The following is an 18,715-nucleotide window of genomic DNA, read 5'->3' as shown; positions in this document are numbered from 1 at the left end:
CGGTGGGTCTGAAGGATCACGGGTGGGTGAGGATTCGGATCCGGAGGAGCCGGAATGAAGCTCGGCCGAACATGGAGCGTTTGAGCATCTTGACCTTGTTGACGTGCCCTTCAGCCATCCCGGAACTCCATTCCAGGGTGAGGCCGGCGGTGACGGCGTCAAGGTCCTGGCGCAGGAAGCCGGCGAAGGACCGGATCGGCGCCGGGGCCTCCTGTTCGGCCTGGATCCACTCCGGCAGGAGATGGCCGCGACGGTTGCTCAGCAGGTCGTGGAAGGATCTGGCCAGGTCGGCGCGGATTGGTTCGATGGTCCCTTCGCGCAGGCGTGCGCAGGACCTGGATGCTGCCGGTGTAGCCGCGTTCGTGGATCTCGTCGAACAGCTGTCGGCCGCTGGTGATCCCGGCGGCGTAGCGGATGTGCAGGTAGGGCATGAACGGCTGGAGTTGGTGGCGGCGGTGGGCGCCGAAGTCCTTTGCGCTGGCGAGGAGTTCGTCCAGTGGCGTGTTGCCATAGCGGCGGACGGTCTTGCGGTCGAGCTGTAGATGGCGGGCGACTACGCTGATCGTCCAGCCGCGGTCTAGCAGCCGGTGGACGTCCTCGTGACGCTCGCGGGCGCGGTCGACGATTGGCGTCTTCGGCAGCACGGTCATAGGCAGCACGACGGCCGGCGCTTCAGCTGGCTCGTGTTGTTCGGCCTGTTTGCGCAGGCAGGCGCGGTGCTGCTGGCAGGTCTTCTCGACTGCCGCACCGTGGTTCTGCAGCAGGTGCCAGCGATCAGCGACCTCGATCGCGTCCGGTGCGGCCTCCTTGACGGCCTTCGTGTAGGCCGTGGCGCGGTCGCGGCACACGATCTCGACGCCGAGGTGCTCGCGCAGCCACGCGGCGAAAGTCTCCGAGGTGCGGTCCGGCAGCACGTCCACCACGGTCCTGGCCTCGATGTCGACCAGCACGGTTCCGTAGGTGCGACCTTTTCGGAACGCGAACTTCGCCGAGCACCCGTGGCGCGCGGGCCGGTACCTCCGGCGCTTCCAGGAGTTCCAGCAGGCGGGTGCGGCCGACGCGGACGCTGATTGCCCGGCACAGCCGCTCGCCGGCCCGACCGCGACGGCCCGCAGCCACTGCTTGAGCCCGAGGCTGGAGCGTCGGTAACGCTCGCTGAGGCCCTCGACCTGCTCGACGAAGGTTAGACGTCCGCAGGGCTTGCGGTCACAGAAGTAGCGGCGGACCCGCAGGCGTATCGTGAGCTTGCGGCCGATCGCGGGCCGCTCGCCCAGGATCCGCCAGTAGGAAGAGTGGATACTCTCTTCCCGAGCGTCGCGTAGTCCGGGCACCTCGGCGGCTTCCCGCCTTGCCGCCTCGATCACCAGCAGTTCTGGGCTGATGATCAGCCGCTCCAACTCAACATCGACGCCGGGAAACAGCACATCCTCGATCGTGCGCAGGCCATACCGAGGGGATCCCGCGAGGAAACGATTCGTCATGCCGACCGCTGACCTGGTCTTTCATGGACTTCCGGTCAGAGCCAAATTCAAGGATCGTCATCAGCTTGGGACCCGCCCTGGGCGCCCGCCTGCGGTTTCCACCGCGGCACTCGCGCGGCGCTGACTCCCGGACCGCATGCCACCTGGGGGCGAGTTCTTCGAGCAACTCGCCGAAGCGTGCACGGGAGACCCCGGACAGGGCAGGATGGGAACAGGCCGTACGGGCCCAGGCAAGACTCACAACTCACCTAACCCGTGCGGCCCTTGCCGCGTCACGGCCGGGTCATTCGGACTCCGCCGCGAACGACAGTGCCGCCTCACATGGGCTCGACCAGACCGGCCAGCCACGCTCAGCCTACGTCCTCACCAGCATCGCGGCCCCGCCCACCTCCGATTCGACGCGACCGGGGTGCGGGAGTGTGGCATGCCGGCGGGCAGCCTGCCAGGTGCGCTGCTGGTCCTTCGGCATCTCGCCAGCTCGGCGTGGCATGCTGGCAGGCATGTGCTTCCCTGGCAGGTCGGCGTGTTGAGACTCGGGATGCACGTTCTCTCGCAGCGGGCAGCCCGCACCCGCTGGCGGCGGCTGGGACCCGGCTGCAGAGCGCTGACTGACGCGGGCTGAGGCCGAGCTCCGCCTCAGTGCGGTGCGGGCCGGCCAGCTCTGCGGGGGTGCGGTGCCGTCTCGCACTGCGGCGCTCGGCCCGTCGGCCCTGACCCGGGGTCCGCCGGGGTTCTCGGCAATCGGACGGGGGTCCAGCACCAGCATGTCGAACGTGTCCATTGTGCTCGCTTCCCGGTCGCCTTCCAGGTGGGCGGCCCCGATGCTCCATTTCGCAGCCGATCAGCGGATCGGCTGCAATTCACCATGTCCGAAAAGCCCGACCAGCCGCGGCTCCAGGAAGGTGTCGACTGCGGCGATGCGGCCCTCCCGGACGGTGAGCAGTTGGACGGCGAAGGGCCGCCAGGCCAGCCCTCGGTCGTCACTGTGGAGGATCGCGAGGGCGGGCGCGCCGTTGGCCTGGATCGGGAGTGCCCGGGCGTCGCGGCAGGGGTTGGGCTCGCGCCGGAACCAGCGCTCGATCTGGTCGCGCCCGGCCAACCAGAGTGCGTACGGCGGCATGGCGAGGGTCGCGTCGTCGTGGAGTAGCGCGAGGAGCGCGGGGATGTCATGGCGCTCGAAGGCTGCCACGTACCGGCCGAGCAGCGCACGCTGGTGTTCCGTCAGCTTGTCCGCGCGGGGGTTCTCGTCGGTCCGGCCGTCGGCCAGGCGGGAGCGGGCGCGGCGCAGCAGCCCGTTGGCCGCGGGGACGGTTACGTCGAGGAGCGTGGCGGTCTCCTCGGCGGGCAGCTGGAGGATGTCGCGGGCCAGAAGCGCGGCGCGCTGCGTCGGTGGGAGCCGGTGCAGCGCGGCGACGAAGGCGAGGCGGACGGAGTCGCGCAGGACGGCGGTCCGGGCGGGGTCCTGGTCTGGCGGCAGCAGCCAGTGGTCGGGCGCGGGCAGGAGCCACCGGTCCTCGTCGCGCGGGCCGAGCGGCGAGGCCGCGTCCCCGGCGCCGGTGACGTCGACGGGTCGCTCGCGTCGGGGACGCTGCCGCAGCAGATCCAGGCAGACGTTGGTAGCGATCCGGAAGAGCCACACCCTCAGCGAGGCGCGCCCGGCGAAGCCCGCACGGCCGCGCCAGGCGCGCAGCCACGTCTCCTGTACGGCCTCCTCGGCATCGAAGGGCGAGCCGAGCATGCGGTAGCAGTAGCCGAGCAGCTCGCGGTGGTGGCGGGCGTGGATCGCGTCCCAGTCCTCGACGGCTACCGGGACGCTGGCGGTGGACGTCACCTGAGGGACAACAGCCTGTCGTCGCCCGGCATTTCCGCCCGCCGCGGTCAGTTCCGCTCCCCTGCTTCGTCTGTACCTGGCACAGGGCCGCGCCGGGCGGCCCGGCACCACGACGAAGGAGTGAGCGATGATACTGATCACGGGAGCGACCGGACTGACCGGCTCGGCGCTGGTCCGCGAGTTCGGCCGCCAGGGACGGACCGCCCGGGCGCTGGTCCGCGACCCGGCCAAGGGGCGGGCGGAGCGCGACGCGGCCGGCCTCACCACCGTCCGGGCGGACCTGCTGGTGCCCGACACTCTCGCCCCCGCGCTGGACGGCGTCGAGACGGTCGTGCTGATCTCCAGCGCGGACGACCGGATGGTCGAGGCCCAGGGCAACCTGATCGACGCGGCCGTCGGCGCGGGCGTGCGGCACATCGTCAAGGTGTCCGGCCTCGGTGCCGACCCGGACTCCCCATTCCGGTTCGGGCGTTACCACGCGCAGGTCGAACAGCATCTGCGTGCGGCCCGCGTCTCTGCCACGGTGCTTCGACCGAGCCAATTCATGCAGGTCTACTACCGCGAGGTGCCAACAATGCTGGCCGACGGCACGTTTGCTCAGCCGCTCGGCGACACCCGCCTGGCGCCGGTCGACGTCGAGGACGTGGCGAGGATCGCCTTCGCCGCCGCCACCGGGCCCGCGCCGGAAGGCGGCGAGACTGCCGTCCACCCGCTGACCGGGCCCGAAGCGCTGGCAATGACCGAGGTCTGCGCAATCCTGACCGAGATCGTCGGTCGGCCGATCCGCTACGTCGACCTCGCCCCCGAGGAGAAGTACCGCCGGCTCGTCGCCTCCGGGATCCCGCCTCGCTTCGCGGACGACCTCGACGACCTGTTCCGGTTGCGGCGCGAAGGCGGACCCGAGACCCGCGTCGACACCGCGGCGTTCAAGCGGTTCGGCCTCCGGCCCACCGCCTTCGCGCAGTTCGCGCACCGCTCGGCGGCGGTCTTCCGCGGGGAAACCACGCCGGACCTGCTGTGGGCCTCAGGCTGGCTGGAGCCAGGGGCGCACTCGCACAGCGGCGGCTGAGCGCCCCCGTGCGCTCGGCTGCTGGGAGGACGCCGCGTCACCCGGACGGGATCCGCCTCGTTGTTGAAGGCGTGACCACTGGGAGCGGGACCCCCGTGCTTTCACAGGCCGTGCGGTCGAGCGAGACGCCGCTGTATACGGTGGCGCACTGGGACTCGCTTGGCCGCACGGTACCGGGGCGCGCGGATCCTGAGTGGGATCGCCTTATCGGCGCGGGTGGGGGGTGCCGACGCCGAACGGTTCTGATCCCGTGCCGGCGGGCAGCCTAGAAGGTGGCGCTCGGCCGATTGCCGACAGGGGCTGGTTCGTGACATCCCGGCGCGCGGAGTCCCTCGGGCTGTCGGGTCGGCGTGTGACGCAGCGTCAGTCCGCAGCTGGCGCCGCGGGCTTGTGGGCAGGGGGGCCGCCTCTGTGGGAGGCAGCCCCCGTCCCAACCTGGCGAAGACCTACCTGGAGATGAGGGGGATTCCGCCCATACTTGACGCCCTCTCAGTTTGTACTCGACCGGCAGCTGAGCACCCAGGCCCGGGACCGCTGGCCGCAGCTGTCACAGCTACGGATCCGCTACCGGGGAGCCTTCGCCTACCTCGACGGCGTCCTGTCCGACGGCGACGTCCAGCCGCTGATGCGACTGCGATATTCGGAACATCCCTGGCCTGGGGATTCGCCCTGCACCTGGCCAGCACCGGCCTATACGAGGACACCATCCTGCCGACCCGAAGCTCCACCGGCACCGCCGAGGAGACACTCGACTGCGCCTGCGAGCTCTACCTCATGGCGCCCGACTTCTGAGCCACACCAACCACTCCCGGCTCAACCCCCGAAGGACTTACGGGCGCGACCACTTAGTCGAGGCAGAACTCGTTGCCCTCGACGTCCTGCATCACGAGGCAGGACTCGTTCTCCTCATCGGCGGGCAGCAGATGCAGCCGCCGAGCGCCCAGCGCTTCCAGCCGGGTCGCCTCGGCCTCGAGCGCGGCGACGCGCTCGTCGCCGACCATCCCCACCCCGGTGCGCACGTCGATGTGGAGCCGGTTCTTCACCGTCTTGGCCTCGGGCACGCGCTGGAAGAAGAACCGCGGGCCGACCCCGTTCGGATCCTTACAGGCGGCCCAGTGGTCCTCATCCGACTCGTCGTACCCGGGAGGATCGACGTACCCGAGCGCACCCTTCCAGAACTCCGCGACCGCCCGAGGATTCGCGCAGTCGAAGGTCACTTGCACTTGCTTCACGTCCGCCATCAGCCCAGACTAGCGGCCGCGACCGGGCCCTACTCGGCCGAGTACTGGTCGTGCCGGGCGAGCATCTCCGCCCGCTCCTCCGGCGTCAGCGACTGCGATACTTCGGAATACCCCTGGCCTGGGGATTCGCCCTGCACCTGGCCAGCACCGGCCTATACGAGGACACCATCCTGCCGACCGGAAGCTCCACCGGCACCTCCGAGGAGACACTCGACTGCGCCTGCGAGCTCTACCTTCGAACACAGACACGTCGGCTCGAAGGGATGAGGATAGATCGCCGAAAAGTGAGCAGCGGCCAGAAGGCGCTGGTGGTCACGGTGGTGATCGGAACCGTCATCATCGCCCTGATCGGCTTCGGCTGGTTCTCCTGCCTCCTGCCGATCGGCATCGACGTCGGCATCACCGTCCTTCTCGCCCCCGACCTGCTGCTCACCTGGATGCGCATCCCGCTGCCCATCCTGCGCAAGCTGGCCTTCCCATCCCTCGAACAGGCCTGACGGCAGAGACCGTGGAGAGCTCGTTGCCTTGAGAGGCGCACGGCGGGTTCGGCGAGAGGTCCGGGGAAACGGGCCGGGAGCAATCCCGGAACCGCGCCCGGGCCAACTCAGCATCAATCGGGTTCAGCGTCGCTCTGTGGGCGGTCCGTAAGCGGCCGCTCGGCCGAGCTCGCCCAACCCGTTGGCAAGGACCTCGACGAGTGTCCGGGCGTAGCGCCTGTCGGGGTCAAGGTCGGGGTCGAACACGGCGACCTGGGCCCCGGAGGCGCGTGGAGCGAGTTCGGTGAGCAGGTCGACAAGCTGGGCGGCCTCGATTCCGCCTTGATCTGGGCTGTCGACCGCCGGCATTACGGACGGATCAAGGACGTCCACGTCCACGTGCAGCCAGTAGCCATCGAGCTCGGTTCGATCGAGGTGCTGGCGGATGCGCTTCCCCGCATGGATTGCGCCGTCACGAAGGATCTCGGAGGCGCGGATCGTCAAGCCCACCGATTGGGTCACCTCGGCCAGTTCCTCGTCCTCGTCGCGGCATCCGGCGTGCGTCACATCTGCAGCGCGGAAGTACGGACCGAGGCCGTCGATGTCGGCAATCGCGGGCCAGTGCCGGCCGATGGCTGCGGCAAGGTCCTCGCCGGCCAGGGAGGAGCACGCGGGGGAGTTGCCGGGGTGGCGGAAGTCGGTGTGCCCATCGAGGTGCACCAAGCCGAACCGGCCGGCCGCCCGAAGCGCCAGGCCGGCTCCGATCAGCAAGCTGCAATCTCCGCCAATGACCAGTGGAACGTCGCCGACCGTCCGAATCTCCGTGATACGCCCGGCCAACCGCCGTGCGTGCTCGACGATCAGGTCTTGATTGCGAAGTCGGCCGGGTGAGGCGTCATCGCTGTAACGGCCTGGCAGTACCACGCCCGCGTCGCGTGCGCCGAGCTCGGCGAAGCGTGTGAAGAGTCCGGCGTCGCGCAGCGCCTCCGGCGCCTTGGCGCAGCCGGGTACCGCTGTCGGCCGAGGCGGGCGCAGGCCGAGATTGCTGGGAGCGGACAGCAATGCGATCACTGGCCAACTGTCGCACATCGACGGTTGGTCAGAGTACTGATCGTGCTCGTGATGTCGGCCTTTCCGGACCGAGCGGGATTGCTCAGCACTGGTGAGTCGACTGTCTGCCGTGGGTCGGGTTCCCTCAGTCCGGTTGGCCGTGGGAGCCCGCCGCCAGGGTCTCGCGGAGGGTGGCCAGGGCTGCGGCGATGCGAACCAGACCTTCAGGGGGAACCGCCCAGGCGAGGGAGAGGAGTTCGCCTTCGACAGTGGGGCGCCCGCGTGGACCACGACGCTCACGCCGACCGCCTCGCAGCTGCCCGGCGTCACCGGCGCGGGCACGATCGACGGGGCGACACTCCAAGTCTCCTACGACGACGGCTCGCGCTGGATCCCGGTGGCGCTGAAGCGGCAGTACGCGGGCGGCAAGAGCGGCTCCGGCGGCAGCAAGGCCGGTGACAGCTGGACGGTGCAGATCAGCGCACCGCGCTGGGCCCATTACGTCTCTCTCTGCGCGCCACCTCCTGGGACGACGCGCACAACGCCGTGCCGCAGACGGTTCTGCGGGCCTTCGGAGTAAACCCTTAGGCAGGAGCGGTCAGGCGGGGACGGCCGGGGGTGTCGAAGAAGCCCTCGGGAGGGGAAGGCCGCCCCCCGGGTGAGTGGACCGCCCAGGCTGCCCGCAACTTCCCCATGGACATCTACGCAGGCCCGGCGACCTGACGGAGGCGCTGGGTGCTCACGGTGGAGGAAGACTTAGCCGAGGAAGGCGGCGGTCATGCGGTCGCGTTCCGGTCGGTCGCGGGTTCCGAGGTGTGGCCTTCGTGGAGTTCGAACCAGATGCATTTCCCGTCGCCTCGCGGCAGGACGCCCCACCGGTCGGCGAGCATGTCGATCAGGATCAGACCGCGCCCGGAGGAGGCCATCTCACCGGGCGAGCGTCGGTGCGGCAGCTCGTCGCTGCGGTCGGCTACTTCGACTCTCAGCCGGCGCTGGGGAGGGGATCCCCAGAGTTCGACCAGGAGGGCGGCGTCCAGGTCGGTGTGGACCAGGACGTTGGCGAGCAGCTCGGAGACCAGGAGCAGGCCGGCGTCGACCTGTTCGGGCTGGGTCCAGTCGTGGAGAACGCCGCGCAGTTCCTGGCGGGCTGCTGCGATCCGTTCGGGCTGGTCCTGGCCGATGGTCAGGACGATCCGCCGCTCAGGGCCGTCGGGCGTGTGGCCAGGGGCGCCGGGCTGGGCGTCGCGGCGCAGCAGGAGCAGGGCGATGTCGTCCTCGCGTCGGTCGGCGAGGTGGCCTGGCGTCTGGTGGGACGCGGGTCCGTGGACCGCGTCGATCAGGGCGTCGGCCATGCCTTCGAGATCGTCGGCGGGTGCGGGTGACATGGCGTCGCGGACGCGCAGCCATCCGGTGTACCAGTCGTGGCCGCCGGTCTCGACCAGGCCGTCGGTGCAGAGCATGAGGATCTCGTCGGGTTGCAGTTGCATCCGGGTGACGGGGTAGTCCTCGCCTTCGGGCATCAGGCCCAGAGGCAGGCCGCCGTCGACGTGGCGCAGCAGGCAGGTGCCGTCGGGCATGCGGATGACGGGGTGCGGGTGGCCGGCGCGAGCGATGTCGAGGGTGCCTGCCTCCGGGTCGGCCTCGATGTAGATGCAGGTGGCGAAGCGGTCCTCGTCCAGTCCGGCGAGGAAGTGCGAGGCGCGTGCCAGTACGGCGTCGGGGTGATGGCCCTCAGCGGCGTAGGCGTGGACGGCGGTTCGCAGCTGGGCCATCAGGCTGGCGGCGTGGACGTCGTGGCCCTGGACGTCGCCGATGACGATGCCGAGGCGTCCGGTGGGGAGTGGGATGACGTCGTACCAGTCGCCGCCGACCTGGAGTCCGCCGCCGGTGGGGACGTAGCGGGTGGCGACGCTGAGGCCTGACACGGGGGCACCCGTGTTGCGGATGCTGCGGGCCAGGCCGCGGGAGAGCGCGCGTTCGGACTCGTTGGTGTGGGCTCGTTCCAGGGCCTGGGTGAGCATGCGGGCCACGGTGCCCAGGGCGGCGCGTTCGTCGGAGGTGAACGTGACCGGGTCGCTGAACGCGGCCAGCCACGCACCGGTGGTGCGTCCGGCACTGGTGAGCGGCAGAACGGCCCAGGACTGGCGTCCGTAGTCGGCAACCAGCGGCCACGCGGCGGGGAAGCGCTTGCGGTACTCCTCGGGTGAGGAGAGGTAGACCGGTCGGCCGGTGCGGGCCACGTCGGCGGCGGGGTGGTCGGTATCCAGCGGCATCTGGAACGGCTCCTGCGCGCCGGCCGGCTGTCCGTGGTGGCCCACGACGGTGAGGTGGTCTCCCACGATGCTGAAGACGGCCAGTTCGTCGGGGCTGAATCCCGGCATGGACAGGGACGCGGCGACTCGCAGGACGTCGCTGGTCGTGGTGGCCTCGGCCAGGGCGCGGCCGGCGTCGAGGAGGAACACTTCACGTGAGCGCCGCAAACCGGCTTGCGATGGTGCTGCCCGGGAAGCCGGTTTCGGGGGCGTGGGCGCGCGGTTCAGCGCCTGAATCTGGAGGCGCTCGGCGACGACCTCGGATTCCTCGATCAGGGTGCCCTGGAGGGTTCCGGCACTGGTGGCGGGTCCGGGGGCGAGTCGCGCCCACAGTGGGTGGGGCGGCTGGCCGGCGTGAGTCACGACCTGAATGCGCACGTCAATCGGTCGGCGTTCGCTGAGGACGAGGTTCGCACTGGAGCGCAACAGGACCATGTCCTCGGGGTGGACGCGTGCGCGGATATCTGACTCGGTCAGCCGGACGGGTTCGCCTGGGATGCCCAAGAGCTGGGCGCTGAGCGCGTCGAGGCTCGCGCGGCGTGTGTTCCGGTCCCATCGCCACGTGCCGATCCGCGCCGCCCGAAGCACCTCCGCCGGAGGCAGCGGCGAGCTTCCATTGGGGTGCTCGATTCCCATGCGGTGGACCTTTGCGGTCAGCGGCGGCTCCGCGACGCCTGTGGATCAAGGCTACGACGCGTCCGATCATCCTGCCTGGCCGTAAGAGTCGCGACCCCCCATACGTGACCCTGGGCGGTGCGAGGACAAGCATGAAGGAACCCACTGTCGTCGATAGGTCGTGTCTGCGGCGGGTGCCAGCGACGTCCCGCAGACGGCCCGGGATTCGTTGGTCGGGACGACGTGCCAGGCGAGGAGCGCCTGGAACTCGTACGCGGCCTTCAGCTCGATGGCCATGATGATCACCTGCCTTCCGGGACGGCGCCATACGAGGGATCGATCGGGCGGACTGCGCCCGCGGGCCCGGCTACTCGCGAAGCACCGGTCGCGAACCGGCAGGAGCCGACCCGAGGCCCCCACACCGGTCCAGCGCAGGACCGCGAGCTCTACCTGCCCAAGTCCTGGATCGAGGACCGCGAGCGGTGTCGCGCCGCCCGGATCCCCGAGGGCAAGGTCTTCGCCACCAAGCCGGAGCTGGCACGCGTCATGGTCCGGCGGGCGCTGGACTCCGCCCTGCCGATTGCCTGGGTGACCGCGGACGCGGCCTACGGGCAGGAGTGGCACTTCCGGCGGATGCTGGAGGAGGCCGGCGTGGGCTACGTCCTGGCGGTGCCCAAGTCACAGCAGGTCAAGTCCCCTGCGGGGAGCTGGCGTATCGATCATGTCCTGACCGGTGCCCCCGCCGAGGCGTGGGAGCGGATCCCCTGCGGGGACGGTGCGAAGGGGCCGCGAGTCTACGACTGAGCAGCGTGCATCGTGAATTGGCAGGTCACGGGCCTGGTGTGATTCCGTGCCCCGATGCTCGTGCAGGTGGGGCGCGGCAGTCTGTCATGTAGATCGTCGGGCAGGGGGTCTTCGTGGGTTCCGGCCCGTTCCGGCCCGCGATGCTCCTACGCTCCCGGGCATGATGGACCCCCAGGTGCTGGCACGGATCGCCGCGCGCCGCGCGGAACTGGACGGGCTGGAAGAATACCCCCAGGCGCCACCCTGGACCGCGCCGGGCGCCGCTGACCCGATGACGCCCTGACCTGCGCTCCCGCTGTTCGCGCGACGAAGACTTTGGTCCTTAGCGCGGACCCCCGAGTGGCAGTAGGCTCGATGGCGCGAAGGGAGATCACCGCCCAGGTGGCGGCAGATCCCGGCGTACGCCCCCGTTTGTGGGGCGGCAAGAGAAAGTAGGACCAGCGTCGGTGGCCCGCCCAGGCCGCCAGTCAGACGCGTGGGCGAACCCATCCCGTTCATGGGTTCCCGGCCGCTTTTTCTTGCACGAGTGTCACCCGGGAGCCCGACCCCCGAGAGGTGAACTCATGTCCGCCATCGAGCGCAACAAGCAGATCGTCGTCGACTACTACCAGACGGCCTTCGCAGGCGACCCGGAGAAGGCGATCTCCGACCACTTCGGCCCGGTCTACATCCAGCACAACCCCGACGCCCAGGACGGCCCCGAGGCATTCATCGGCTTCGTGCGCTGGCTGCGCGGCGAGTACCCGAACGTGAAGCTGCACATCAAGCGCGTCATCGCCGAGGGCGACCTGGTCGCCACCCACGCCCACCTGGACCTGGAGCCCGGCAACCCGGACAACCCCGGCCGCGCCCTGGCGGACTTCTTCCGCCTGGAGAACGGCAAGGTCGTCGAGCACTGGGACGTCATCCAGGACGTCCCGGCCAAGTCCGCGAACGACAACGGCATGTTCTGATGACCGCCGCGGACCCCGGCCGCACCCCCGCGCAGACGGTGCGGCTTCAGTACCTGGCCTCGGCCACCGGGGACATGGACCTGTGGCGTTCGGTGGTGGCCGAAGACGTGGAGTGGACCGAGTCCGCGGGCTTCCCGCTGGCCGGCACCTACCGCACCCCCGACGGCACCGTCGACGGCGTCTTCACCAAGCTCGCCCAGGAGTGGGACGACTGGACCACCCACGACGACACCTACGTCGCCGACGGCGAGCGCGTCGTGGTCCTGGCCCGCTACAGCGCCCGCAACAAGGACACCGGCAAGACGATGCAGGCCCGCGTCGCGCACTCCTTCATCGTCCGTGGCGGGCAGATCGTCCGGATGGAGCAGATCGTCGACTCCGCCACCGTCCGCGCCGCGATGCCCTGACCGAGAAGGCCAGGATCACGGTCCCGCGGCCCGCAGGGAGGGCAGCTGTCCTTTCTGCGGGCCGCCATCCCGGACGGTCAGCCGGCCGCCGACTCGGAGTCCTCGGCCGACGCTTCCGTGTACGCGGTGACCCAGTCCACCAGCGGGAGCAGCAGCTCGACCAGCTCGTGCCCGCTCGGTGAGGCTGTAGTCCACCCGAGGTGGGACCACTGGGTGGACCTCCCGCAGAACCAGGCCGTCCGCCTCAAGCGTGCGCAGGGTGCAGCGCGCGCACGCCACCGAGGCGGCCGTGCGGCGAGGAACCCGGACACTGGGGCGCGCCACCCACGATGCGGCAGCCAGGGGATGCGCCGGCCCGATCACTCCCACGAGCGCATGAAGCACCGAGACGCCGCCATGTGCAGGGGAGAGATGACGCCCTGCCAGCGCCGTTGCCACACAGGCGAGAAGCAGCCCAGAGCCTGCCAAGGCAGAGGCTGCCCGGGATCGCGAAGAAGATCGTCGGCCGGAAGCGGGGCATCCTCACGGACACAATCGGACTCCTCCTCGCCGTGGCCGTCACCGCCGCGAGCCTGTCGGAGAACGCCCTGGGAATACGGCTCCTCAATCAGGCCAAGAAGACCTACCCAAGCGTCTCGAAGAGCTGGGTCGACACCGGCTTCAAGAACGCCTTCGTCGAGCACGGCGCCAGCCTCGGCATCGACGTCGAAGTGGTCAAGAGGAAGTCCGACGTCCGCGGCTTTCACGTCGTGAAAAGGCGGTGGGTAGTCGAACGAAGTCTCGGATGGATCATGCTGCGTCGGCGTCTCGCCCGTGACTACGAGACCCTCCCGGCCAGCTCTGAAGCCATGATCCACATCGCCTCGATCGACAACCTCGCCAAGCACATAACGGACGAAACCGCACCAGCCTGGCGAGGAGCCTACCAGGATATAAAGGGCAATCCACTCACCTCAAATGCCCTCTAATGTCGTGCCAGCCAGGTCGCGATCTCGTCGATCACGGTCGGGGCGACATGTCCCGGTCGGGCGTAGTCGGCTGGGGTGGGATCGCCGCTGCCGGAGAAGAAGAAGTGGTTGGCGTCCGGGTGGATCCGGATCGCCACCTTGGGCCGATGTGCCAGGGCGCGTTGCCAGAGTGCCAGATCGTCGGCGAGGGTCACCTGGTAGTCGCGCCCGCCCTGCAGGAGCAGCATCGGGCAGGCCAGTGCGGCCGCCGTGGTCACCGGGTCGTAGGCACGCAGGTCGAGCCAGTAGGCGGCGGAGAATCCCAGGGGCAGGAGTTCCGGCGGTGTGTCGGGCGTGAGGCGGGGGCCTGCCACCAACTCGGCCTGCCGGGTAAGCGCGGCCACTGCCTGGTCAGCGTTGGGGCCAGGGGTAAGGGTCGCGAGATAGCGACCCGTCCGGACGGCTGCCTGGTGCATCGGCTGCGCGTCCGCGGCGAGCAGCACCAGGCCCGCGATCTTCGGTGTAGCGGCGGCAATCCGAGGCGCCGCCTTGCCGCCCATGCTGTGGCCGAGCAGATGGATCCGGTCCGGAGCCACCTCGGGTTGCTGTAGGAGCAGTTGGACGGCGGCGAGTGCGGGCGTCACGTACTCGCCGGCCATCGTGAAGTCGCAGGGCACGCGGTCGGGGTGTGCAAAGGTGGGCTTGTCGAAGCGCAGCACGGCCACCCCGCGGGAGGCGAGCCCCCAGGCCAGGTCCTTCAAGGGCTTGTTCGGGCCGCTGGTTTCGTCCCGGTCGAACGGCCCGCCGCCTGCGAGCAGGACCGCGGCCGGCCACGGTCCGCCGCCGTCGGGCAGGCTGAGCGTGCCGCTCACGGCGAGGGGACCCGTCCCGAGCGAGACTTGCCGCTCGGTGAACCGGTCCTGCTGCGCGTAGTGCGGCGGCTGCCACATGGCGCCACCGTGCGGATCGAGTCGCAGTCCGTGCAGCAGACCGTCGCCACCGACCGACGTGACCACGGTGAAGCTTCCGTTGTCGCAGGTGATGGCGATGCGCACGCGGATCGGATCGGCTTCGCCCGCCACGATCTCCGGCTCCTGGACCGCCTGGATCCCGCCGTGGCCAGCGGCCTCGGCCACCCAGGCCAATCGCAGCGCCTCGGGGGAGACTGCCGCCCGCAACGGGGGCGCGAAGAGCTCCGCGGTCCGGTCGAAACGCTCTGCCCGCAGCAGTGCGGCGAAGCGGCGTGCCACCTCCAGGGCATCAACCTCATCTATTCTCATAGTTGCGAACGGTAGCAGTTATGAGAAGGTTCGGATATGGACTCCCTGAAACTGCTCGCCCACCCCATCCGGCTGCGGATAGTGCACGCGATGGGTGGTGGAAGGCTGCTGACCACCGCTCAGCTGTGTGCGCGCATCCCGGAAGCCTCCCAGGCCACCGTCTACCGCCACATTGACCTGCTGGTGAGCGGCGGGATCCTGGAGGTGGCCGAGGAACACAAAGTGCGTGGGGCGGTGGAGCGGCACTACAGGCTGCGCCAGGACCGGGCCGTCATCGGGGCCGAGACGGTTCGCACCCTCACCCCCGAGGACCATCGGCAGGCATTCGCCACAGCGATGACCGCCTTGCTGGCCGAGTTCAATGCCTATCTCGACCGTGAGGGGGCGAACCCTGTGGCCGACCAGGTGGGCTACCGGCAGCATGCGCTCTGGCTCAGCCCGACAGAGCTGGCGGAGCTGATCAGCGGGCTACGCGCGGCGATCGTGCCAAGGCTGGCCAACTCGCCCAGCCCCGAACGGGCGCAGTACCTGCTCAGTCCGATCCACTTCCCGGTGGAAGCGCCGCAGCGGGAAGCCGAGCGGCCGACGACCTGAGCCGGGCAGCCACCTCGTTGACGACTACGCGCTGTGACATCCGCGGCCAGACAGCTCCCCATCGACTGGCCGTGAGAAGGGAATCTGAACGGCTCTGATCCACTTCTTGGAGGGGGCGGTGACTGGCTGTCACAAAGCCCTGGACAGAATGGGGTTCCGCGTGACTGCAGCGTTTTGATGACGACCTTCTCCCACCTAGCGTCCGTCGTGATCGAGGAGGTCACGGTGAGCGGTGGGGCCGTGGAGCTCGTGGCCCGCACGACGACGCGGGAGGCGGCCTGCCCCGGGTGCGGCACGGTGTCCGGTCGGGTTCATGGCGGCTACCGACGTCGGCTCGCCGATCTGGCGGTGGCCGGCCGCCAGGTCGTGATCTATCTGGCTGTGCAGCGGTTCGTCTGCCCGGAGCCGGAGTGCGGTCGCCGTACCTTCGTCGAGCAGGTTGACGGGCTCACGGAGCCTTTCGCGCGCCGGACCTCCTCGCTGCGGTGCGCACTGGAGAAGATCGCCCTTGCCCTGGCCGGGCGCCCTGCCGCCCGGCTCGCCGCGCACTTGTCTGTCCCAGCGAGCCCAAATTCCCTGCTCAGGCTGGTCCGTAGGCTCCCGGACAAGCAGGCCACGGCTGCGCCGCGAGTGCTGGGCGTGGACGACTTCGCATTCAAGAAGGGCCACGTCTACGGAACGATCCTCTTGGACACGGAGACCGGTGAACGCGTCGACGTCCTCCGGGACCGGACCGCCGGCACGCTCAGCACCTGGTTGCGCGAGCACCCGGGGGCGGAGATCCTGTGCCGCGACCGGGCCAACGCCTAGAGCGAGGCCGTCGGGACCGCCTGCCCGGACGCTGTGCAGGTCGCTGATCGGTTTCATTTGTGGAAGAACCTGTGCGAGACCGTCGAGAAGTGCGTCGCCGCCCACCGAAAGTGCCTGGCCACCCCCATCGATGACGCGTCCGCCGAGCCCACGGTAGGCGAGGCCGTCCCGGTGGCAGAGCGTCCCCAGGAGGCGGCAGACGGGCTCCGGGCGATCCAGCGCCGCGAACGCCACGCCGCCGTGCACGCCCTCTACGACAAGGCCGTGTCCATCCAGGTGATCGCCGAGACCCTCGGGCGGGACCGCAAGACCGTGCGCCGCTACGCCCACGCGACCACCCCGGAGGCCGCCCGCCTGGGGACCGGCGTGCGCCGCTACGGCCAGATCCACGCCTACACGCCCTACCTGCACCGACGTTGGAACGAGGGCTGCACTGACGCCGCCCGGCTCCACGCCGAGATCACCGAACGCGGCTTCCGTGGAAGCACGCGGACCGTCCGCCGCCACTTGCAGGAGATCCGGGTCAGCGGCAAGCCCGCACCCGACAGGCCGAAGGACCTGACGGTCCGCAAGGCCTCCTGGCTGATCACCGCTCACCCCCACCGTCTGGAGGAGAGCGGCGCGCTCAAAGTCAAGAAGCTGCTGGCCCGCTGCCCCGAGCTTGACGCCCTCGCCGACTGCGTCCGCTCCTTTGCCGCGATGATGAACGAACGCCGCGGCAGCGACCTCGCCGGCTGGATCGCCGGCGCCGAGGGCACCGCGCTCAAGCCACTGCACAGCCTGGCCCGCGGCCTGCGCGAGGACTTCGACGCCGTCACCGCCGGACCCACCCTGGACTGGAGCTCCGGCAGGGTCGAGGGCAACGTCAATCGTGTGAAGCGAATCAAGAGAGACGGATACGGCCGCGCCGGCTTCGACCTCCTCCGCCTCCAGATACTCCTCGCCGACTGACTGACGTCACGCTCCGCGACCAGCCCAGAAGAAGTGGATCAGAACCGTTCAGATTCCCCGCTGGCGGCCACCACGGGGAGATATCTGGCCGCGCCCGCATCACTGTCCGTGACTACCACGACCGAGACCATGCCGACGACCCGTGCTGACGAGGCGGGAGGGTCGCTTGTCACCGAAGTTGGTTGAATGCCTGATCGGCGTCGGCCAGGGCTTCGGGGTGGACGTCGCGGGCGGTTCGACCGTCGGCGATCTTCTGCCAGTTGGCCCGGGCGAGCACCCGCTGGATCGCGAGTACCTGGGCGGCTCGCAGGCGTGCCTGGATGCCTTCGCCGAGGGCGTCCGCCAGTGCCTCTTCATCTTCAAGTTGGTAGCGCGTGAGCCGTCCCGCCAGGCTCGGTGTGGTGAACACCAGCCGGTGGAACGCCACCACCTGCGGGTGGTCGTTGAGGCCGGTGACTGGGTCGTATCGATCGAGGCCGGCCCGGAAGTGCCGGTGCAGCGCCGTCACCGGCGTGGTGGCGGAACTGCGGTCACGTACGACGCGTGCCGCCTCGCCCTGGTGGTCCGCGAACCGGTGCAGTACCAGGTCTTCCTTGGTGGGGAAGTACCGGAAGAGGGTCGGTTTGGAGATCTCGGCGGCGGCGGCGATGTCGTTGACCGAGACGCGGTCGAAGCCGCGTTCCAGGAACAGCGAGACGGCCGTGTCGGCGATGGCGTCGCGCGTCCGCGCCTTCTTGCGGGCCCGCAGTCCCGTGGGCTCGTTCATCTGACCACCGTAACATTCATAACCGAGTTGCTTTTTTAACCGAGTAACGTTTTTATGGGCGGCATGAATCAGACAGACATTCCCCCTGTGCTTGTGACAGGAGCGACGGGCCGGATCGGCCGCCTCGTCATCGACGAGCTCCTCGGCGCGGGCGTCCCAGTCCGGGCCCTGATCCATCGCTCCGAGGCGGCGGCGACGCTGCCGGCGGAGGTCGAGGTCTTCACTGGCGACCTGACGATGCCCGAGTCGCTCGACCCGGCACTGAACGGCGCCGGGGCGGTCTTCCTCGTCTGGACCGCGCCGCCTGACACTGCCGTGGCAGTTGTCGAGCGGTTGGCGGCCCACGTGCGGCGGATCGTCTTCCTCTCCTCCCCGCACCAGACACCGCACCCCTTCTTCCAGCAGCCCAATCCCATGGCGGCGCTGCACGCCGGCATCGAGCGGCTCATCGCCGCCACCGGACTCGAGTCGACGATCATCCGGCCGGGGATGCTCTCCTCGAACTCACTGGCCTGGTGGGCGCCCGCGATCCGGGCGGGCCAGGTCGTCCATTGGCCCTACGGCGCCGCCGAGACGGCACCGGTGGACGACCGCGACGTCGCAGCCGTCGCGGCGCGGACGCTCTATCAGAACGGACATGTCGCAGGCGACTACGTCCTGACGGGCCCCGAATCGCTGACCCAGGCCGCGCAGGTGGGCGTCATCGGTGATGTCCTGGGGCGACAGATCACATTCAAGGAGATGACGCCGGACGAGTTCCGAAGCCTGTCGGAGAGTACGGCGCCCAGCTCGGTCGTCGAGATGCTGCTCGCCGCGTGGAGCGCGGCGGTCGGACAGCCCGCGTACATCACCACCGCGGTGGCCGACATCCTCGGGACGGCGCCGCGAACGTTCCGCCAGTGGGCCGCCGACCACGCGGCCGCATTCGCGGAGGATTCGAAACCGCGTCGGCCATGACCTGCCTCCCGGCCGCGACCCTCACCCCGCAGCTGCCAGCTACGCATCCGCGCCCCTGGCGGTGGCATCACGCACTGTTACAGAGCTTCCCGTGTGCCACCCGAACTGGGCGTCGGCGGGGACCGATAACCTGTACCCGGGGAAAAGATCTTGGCCGCTGACAATGGTCGA

Annotated in this window: 19 protein-coding genes and 2 pseudogenes; 12 read left to right on the top strand and 9 right to left on the bottom strand. The window is 69.6% G+C overall.

Annotation, left to right across the window (positions count from 1 at the left end):
• Nucleotides 1-16 precede the first annotated feature (16 nt).
• The 3 genes from ABIA32_RS26665 to ABIA32_RS26655 form a co-directional block, all read right to left on the bottom strand.
• Nucleotides 17-196: a hypothetical protein gene (locus ABIA32_RS26665; RefSeq protein WP_370100732.1), complete on the bottom strand. Its 180-nt coding sequence runs from the start codon at nucleotides 194-196 to the stop codon at nucleotides 17-19.
• Nucleotides 159-1,481, bottom strand: a complete 1,323-nt coding sequence (locus tag ABIA32_RS26660; protein ID WP_370100526.1) for a transposase — start codon at nucleotides 1,479-1,481, stop codon at nucleotides 159-161. Before ABIA32_RS26660 ends, ABIA32_RS26665 begins: the two co-directional genes overlap by 38 nt.
• Nucleotides 1,482-2,322: 841 nt before the next feature.
• Nucleotides 2,323-3,312 carry an RNA polymerase subunit sigma-70 gene (locus tag ABIA32_RS26655; protein ID WP_370100523.1) on the bottom strand — a complete coding sequence of 330 codons (990 nt, stop codon included), beginning with the start codon at nucleotides 3,310-3,312 and terminating at the stop codon, nucleotides 2,323-2,325.
• A 127-nt stretch (nucleotides 3,313-3,439) separates the two neighbouring features.
• On the opposite strand from ABIA32_RS26655, the gene ABIA32_RS26650 reads away from it, so the two are divergent.
• Entirely contained in the window at nucleotides 3,440-4,381 is a 942-nt protein-coding gene (locus ABIA32_RS26650) for an SDR family oxidoreductase (protein ID WP_370100520.1), read from the top strand.
• Nucleotides 4,382-5,226: 845 nt separating this feature from the next.
• Here the strand turns inward: ABIA32_RS26650 and ABIA32_RS26645 are convergent.
• The gene (locus tag ABIA32_RS26645) at nucleotides 5,227-5,622 is read right to left on the bottom strand and encodes a VOC family protein (RefSeq protein ID WP_370100517.1); all 396 of its coding nucleotides are present in this window, start codon (nucleotides 5,620-5,622) and stop codon (nucleotides 5,227-5,229) included.
• A gap of 284 nt (nucleotides 5,623-5,906) precedes the next feature.
• On the opposite strand from ABIA32_RS26645, the gene ABIA32_RS26640 reads away from it, so the two are divergent.
• On the top strand, nucleotides 5,907-6,119 hold the full coding sequence (locus ABIA32_RS26640) for a hypothetical protein (RefSeq protein ID WP_370100515.1): 213 nt from the start codon (nucleotides 5,907-5,909) through the stop codon (nucleotides 6,117-6,119).
• Between the two features lie 123 nt (nucleotides 6,120-6,242).
• On the opposite strand, the gene ABIA32_RS26635 is transcribed toward ABIA32_RS26640, so the two are convergent.
• Nucleotides 6,243-7,169, bottom strand: coding sequence for an arginase family protein (locus tag ABIA32_RS26635; protein ID WP_370100512.1), 927 nt, complete (start codon nucleotides 7,167-7,169; stop codon nucleotides 6,243-6,245).
• Between the two features lie 139 nt (nucleotides 7,170-7,308).
• Here ABIA32_RS26635 and ABIA32_RS26630 point away from each other — a divergent pair, with 139 nt between their 5' ends.
• Nucleotides 7,309-7,728, top strand: a complete 420-nt coding sequence (locus tag ABIA32_RS26630; RefSeq protein ID WP_370100509.1) for a hypothetical protein — start codon at nucleotides 7,309-7,311, stop codon at nucleotides 7,726-7,728.
• Nucleotides 7,729-7,924: 196 nt separating this feature from the next.
• Here ABIA32_RS26630 and ABIA32_RS26625 read toward each other — a convergent pair whose 3' ends face one another.
• A complete protein-coding gene (locus ABIA32_RS26625) occupies nucleotides 7,925-10,096 on the bottom strand; it encodes a SpoIIE family protein phosphatase (RefSeq protein WP_370100506.1) in 2,172 nt (723 codons plus the stop codon).
• A 222-nt stretch (nucleotides 10,097-10,318) separates the two neighbouring features.
• Here ABIA32_RS26625 and ABIA32_RS26620 point away from each other — a divergent pair, with 222 nt between their 5' ends.
• The 4 genes from ABIA32_RS26620 (at nucleotide 10,319) to ABIA32_RS26605 (ending at nucleotide 12,239) form a co-directional block, all read left to right on the top strand.
• Complete coding sequence (locus ABIA32_RS26620) at nucleotides 10,319-10,879, top strand: transposase (protein ID WP_370100504.1); 561 nt, start codon at nucleotides 10,319-10,321, stop codon at nucleotides 10,877-10,879.
• A 160-nt stretch (nucleotides 10,880-11,039) separates the two neighbouring features.
• Complete coding sequence (locus ABIA32_RS26615) at nucleotides 11,040-11,162, top strand: hypothetical protein (RefSeq protein WP_370100502.1); 123 nt, start codon at nucleotides 11,040-11,042, stop codon at nucleotides 11,160-11,162.
• Nucleotides 11,163-11,442: 280 nt separating this feature from the next.
• Nucleotides 11,443-11,832: an ester cyclase gene (locus tag ABIA32_RS26610; RefSeq protein WP_370100500.1), complete on the top strand. Its 390-nt coding sequence runs from the start codon at nucleotides 11,443-11,445 to the stop codon at nucleotides 11,830-11,832.
• Entirely contained in the window at nucleotides 11,832-12,239 is a 408-nt protein-coding gene (locus ABIA32_RS26605; RefSeq protein ID WP_370100497.1) for a nuclear transport factor 2 family protein, read from the top strand. Before ABIA32_RS26610 ends, ABIA32_RS26605 begins: the two co-directional genes overlap by 1 nt.
• A 15-nt stretch (nucleotides 12,240-12,254) precedes the next feature.
• On the opposite strand, the pseudogene ABIA32_RS26600 reads toward ABIA32_RS26605, so the two are convergent.
• A pseudogene (locus ABIA32_RS26600) lies at nucleotides 12,255-12,497 on the bottom strand (winged helix-turn-helix transcriptional regulator); the annotation flags it as partial.
• 230 nt (nucleotides 12,498-12,727) lie between these two features.
• On the opposite strand from ABIA32_RS26600, the pseudogene ABIA32_RS26595 reads away from it, so the two are divergent.
• Nucleotides 12,728-13,207, top strand: a pseudogene (locus tag ABIA32_RS26595) (transposase); the annotation flags it as partial.
• Here ABIA32_RS26595 and ABIA32_RS26590 read toward each other — a convergent pair.
• Entirely contained in the window at nucleotides 13,204-14,466 is a 1,263-nt protein-coding gene (locus ABIA32_RS26590; RefSeq protein WP_370100494.1) for an alpha/beta hydrolase family protein, read from the bottom strand. The pseudogene ABIA32_RS26595 and the gene ABIA32_RS26590 overlap by 4 nt on opposite strands.
• A gap of 36 nt (nucleotides 14,467-14,502) precedes the next feature.
• Between ABIA32_RS26590 and ABIA32_RS26585 the strand changes: the two genes are divergently transcribed.
• The 3 genes from ABIA32_RS26585 (at nucleotide 14,503) to ABIA32_RS26575 (ending at nucleotide 16,821) form a co-directional block, all read left to right on the top strand.
• Nucleotides 14,503-15,060 carry a helix-turn-helix domain-containing protein gene (locus ABIA32_RS26585; protein ID WP_370100491.1) on the top strand — a complete coding sequence of 186 codons (558 nt, stop codon included), beginning with the start codon at nucleotides 14,503-14,505 and terminating at the stop codon, nucleotides 15,058-15,060.
• A gap of 177 nt (nucleotides 15,061-15,237) precedes the next feature.
• The gene (locus ABIA32_RS26580) at nucleotides 15,238-15,870 is read left to right on the top strand and encodes an ISL3 family transposase (RefSeq protein WP_370100489.1); all 633 of its coding nucleotides are present in this window, start codon (nucleotides 15,238-15,240) and stop codon (nucleotides 15,868-15,870) included.
• 171 nt (nucleotides 15,871-16,041) lie between these two features.
• Complete coding sequence (locus tag ABIA32_RS26575; RefSeq protein ID WP_370100486.1) at nucleotides 16,042-16,821, top strand: transposase; 780 nt, start codon at nucleotides 16,042-16,044, stop codon at nucleotides 16,819-16,821.
• 169 nt (nucleotides 16,822-16,990) lie between these two features.
• On the opposite strand, the gene ABIA32_RS26570 is transcribed toward ABIA32_RS26575, so the two are convergent.
• Entirely contained in the window at nucleotides 16,991-17,587 is a 597-nt protein-coding gene (locus ABIA32_RS26570; protein WP_370100483.1) for a TetR/AcrR family transcriptional regulator, read from the bottom strand.
• Between the two features lie 87 nt (nucleotides 17,588-17,674).
• Here ABIA32_RS26570 and ABIA32_RS26565 point away from each other — a divergent pair, with 87 nt between their 5' ends.
• Nucleotides 17,675-18,544 (top strand): NAD(P)H-binding protein, encoded by an 870-nt coding sequence (locus ABIA32_RS26565; RefSeq protein WP_370100481.1) that lies wholly within the window; start codon nucleotides 17,675-17,677, stop codon nucleotides 18,542-18,544.
• Nucleotides 18,545-18,715: the final 171 nt, after the last annotated feature.

The sequence above is a fragment of the Streptacidiphilus sp. MAP12-20 genome, from assembly GCF_041262525.1.
Taxonomy (GTDB): Bacteria; Actinomycetota; Actinomycetes; order Streptomycetales; family Streptomycetaceae; genus Streptacidiphilus.
Note: the sequence above shows the minus strand (reverse complement) of the source record. Positions and strands in the feature narration are given on the sequence as shown.

What these genes read in the sequence shown, in the direction of transcription:
- ABIA32_RS26660 (WP_370100526.1), bottom strand. Translation starts at nt 1,481, where the DNA reads ATGACGAATCGTTTCCTCGCGGGATCCCCTCGGTATGGCCTGCGCACG.
- ABIA32_RS26650 (WP_370100520.1), top strand. Translation starts at nt 3,440, where the DNA reads ATGATACTGATCACGGGAGCGACCGGACTGACCGGCTCGGCGCTGGTC.
- ABIA32_RS26645 (WP_370100517.1), bottom strand. Translation starts at nt 5,622, where the DNA reads ATGGCGGACGTGAAGCAAGTGCAAGTGACCTTCGACTGCGCGAATCCT.
- ABIA32_RS26625 (WP_370100506.1), bottom strand. Translation starts at nt 10,096, where the DNA reads ATGGGAATCGAGCACCCCAATGGAAGCTCGCCGCTGCCTCCGGCGGAG.
- ABIA32_RS26615 (WP_370100502.1), top strand. Translation starts at nt 11,040, where the DNA reads ATGATGGACCCCCAGGTGCTGGCACGGATCGCCGCGCGCCGCGCGGAA.
- ABIA32_RS26610 (WP_370100500.1), top strand. Translation starts at nt 11,443, where the DNA reads ATGTCCGCCATCGAGCGCAACAAGCAGATCGTCGTCGACTACTACCAG.
- ABIA32_RS26605 (WP_370100497.1), top strand. Translation starts at nt 11,832, where the DNA reads ATGACCGCCGCGGACCCCGGCCGCACCCCCGCGCAGACGGTGCGGCTT.
- ABIA32_RS26590 (WP_370100494.1), bottom strand. Translation starts at nt 14,466, where the DNA reads ATGAGAATAGATGAGGTTGATGCCCTGGAGGTGGCACGCCGCTTCGCC.
- ABIA32_RS26585 (WP_370100491.1), top strand. Translation starts at nt 14,503, where the DNA reads ATGGACTCCCTGAAACTGCTCGCCCACCCCATCCGGCTGCGGATAGTG.
- ABIA32_RS26580 (WP_370100489.1), top strand. Translation starts at nt 15,238, where the DNA reads ATGACGACCTTCTCCCACCTAGCGTCCGTCGTGATCGAGGAGGTCACG.
- ABIA32_RS26570 (WP_370100483.1), bottom strand. Translation starts at nt 17,587, where the DNA reads ATGAACGAGCCCACGGGACTGCGGGCCCGCAAGAAGGCGCGGACGCGC.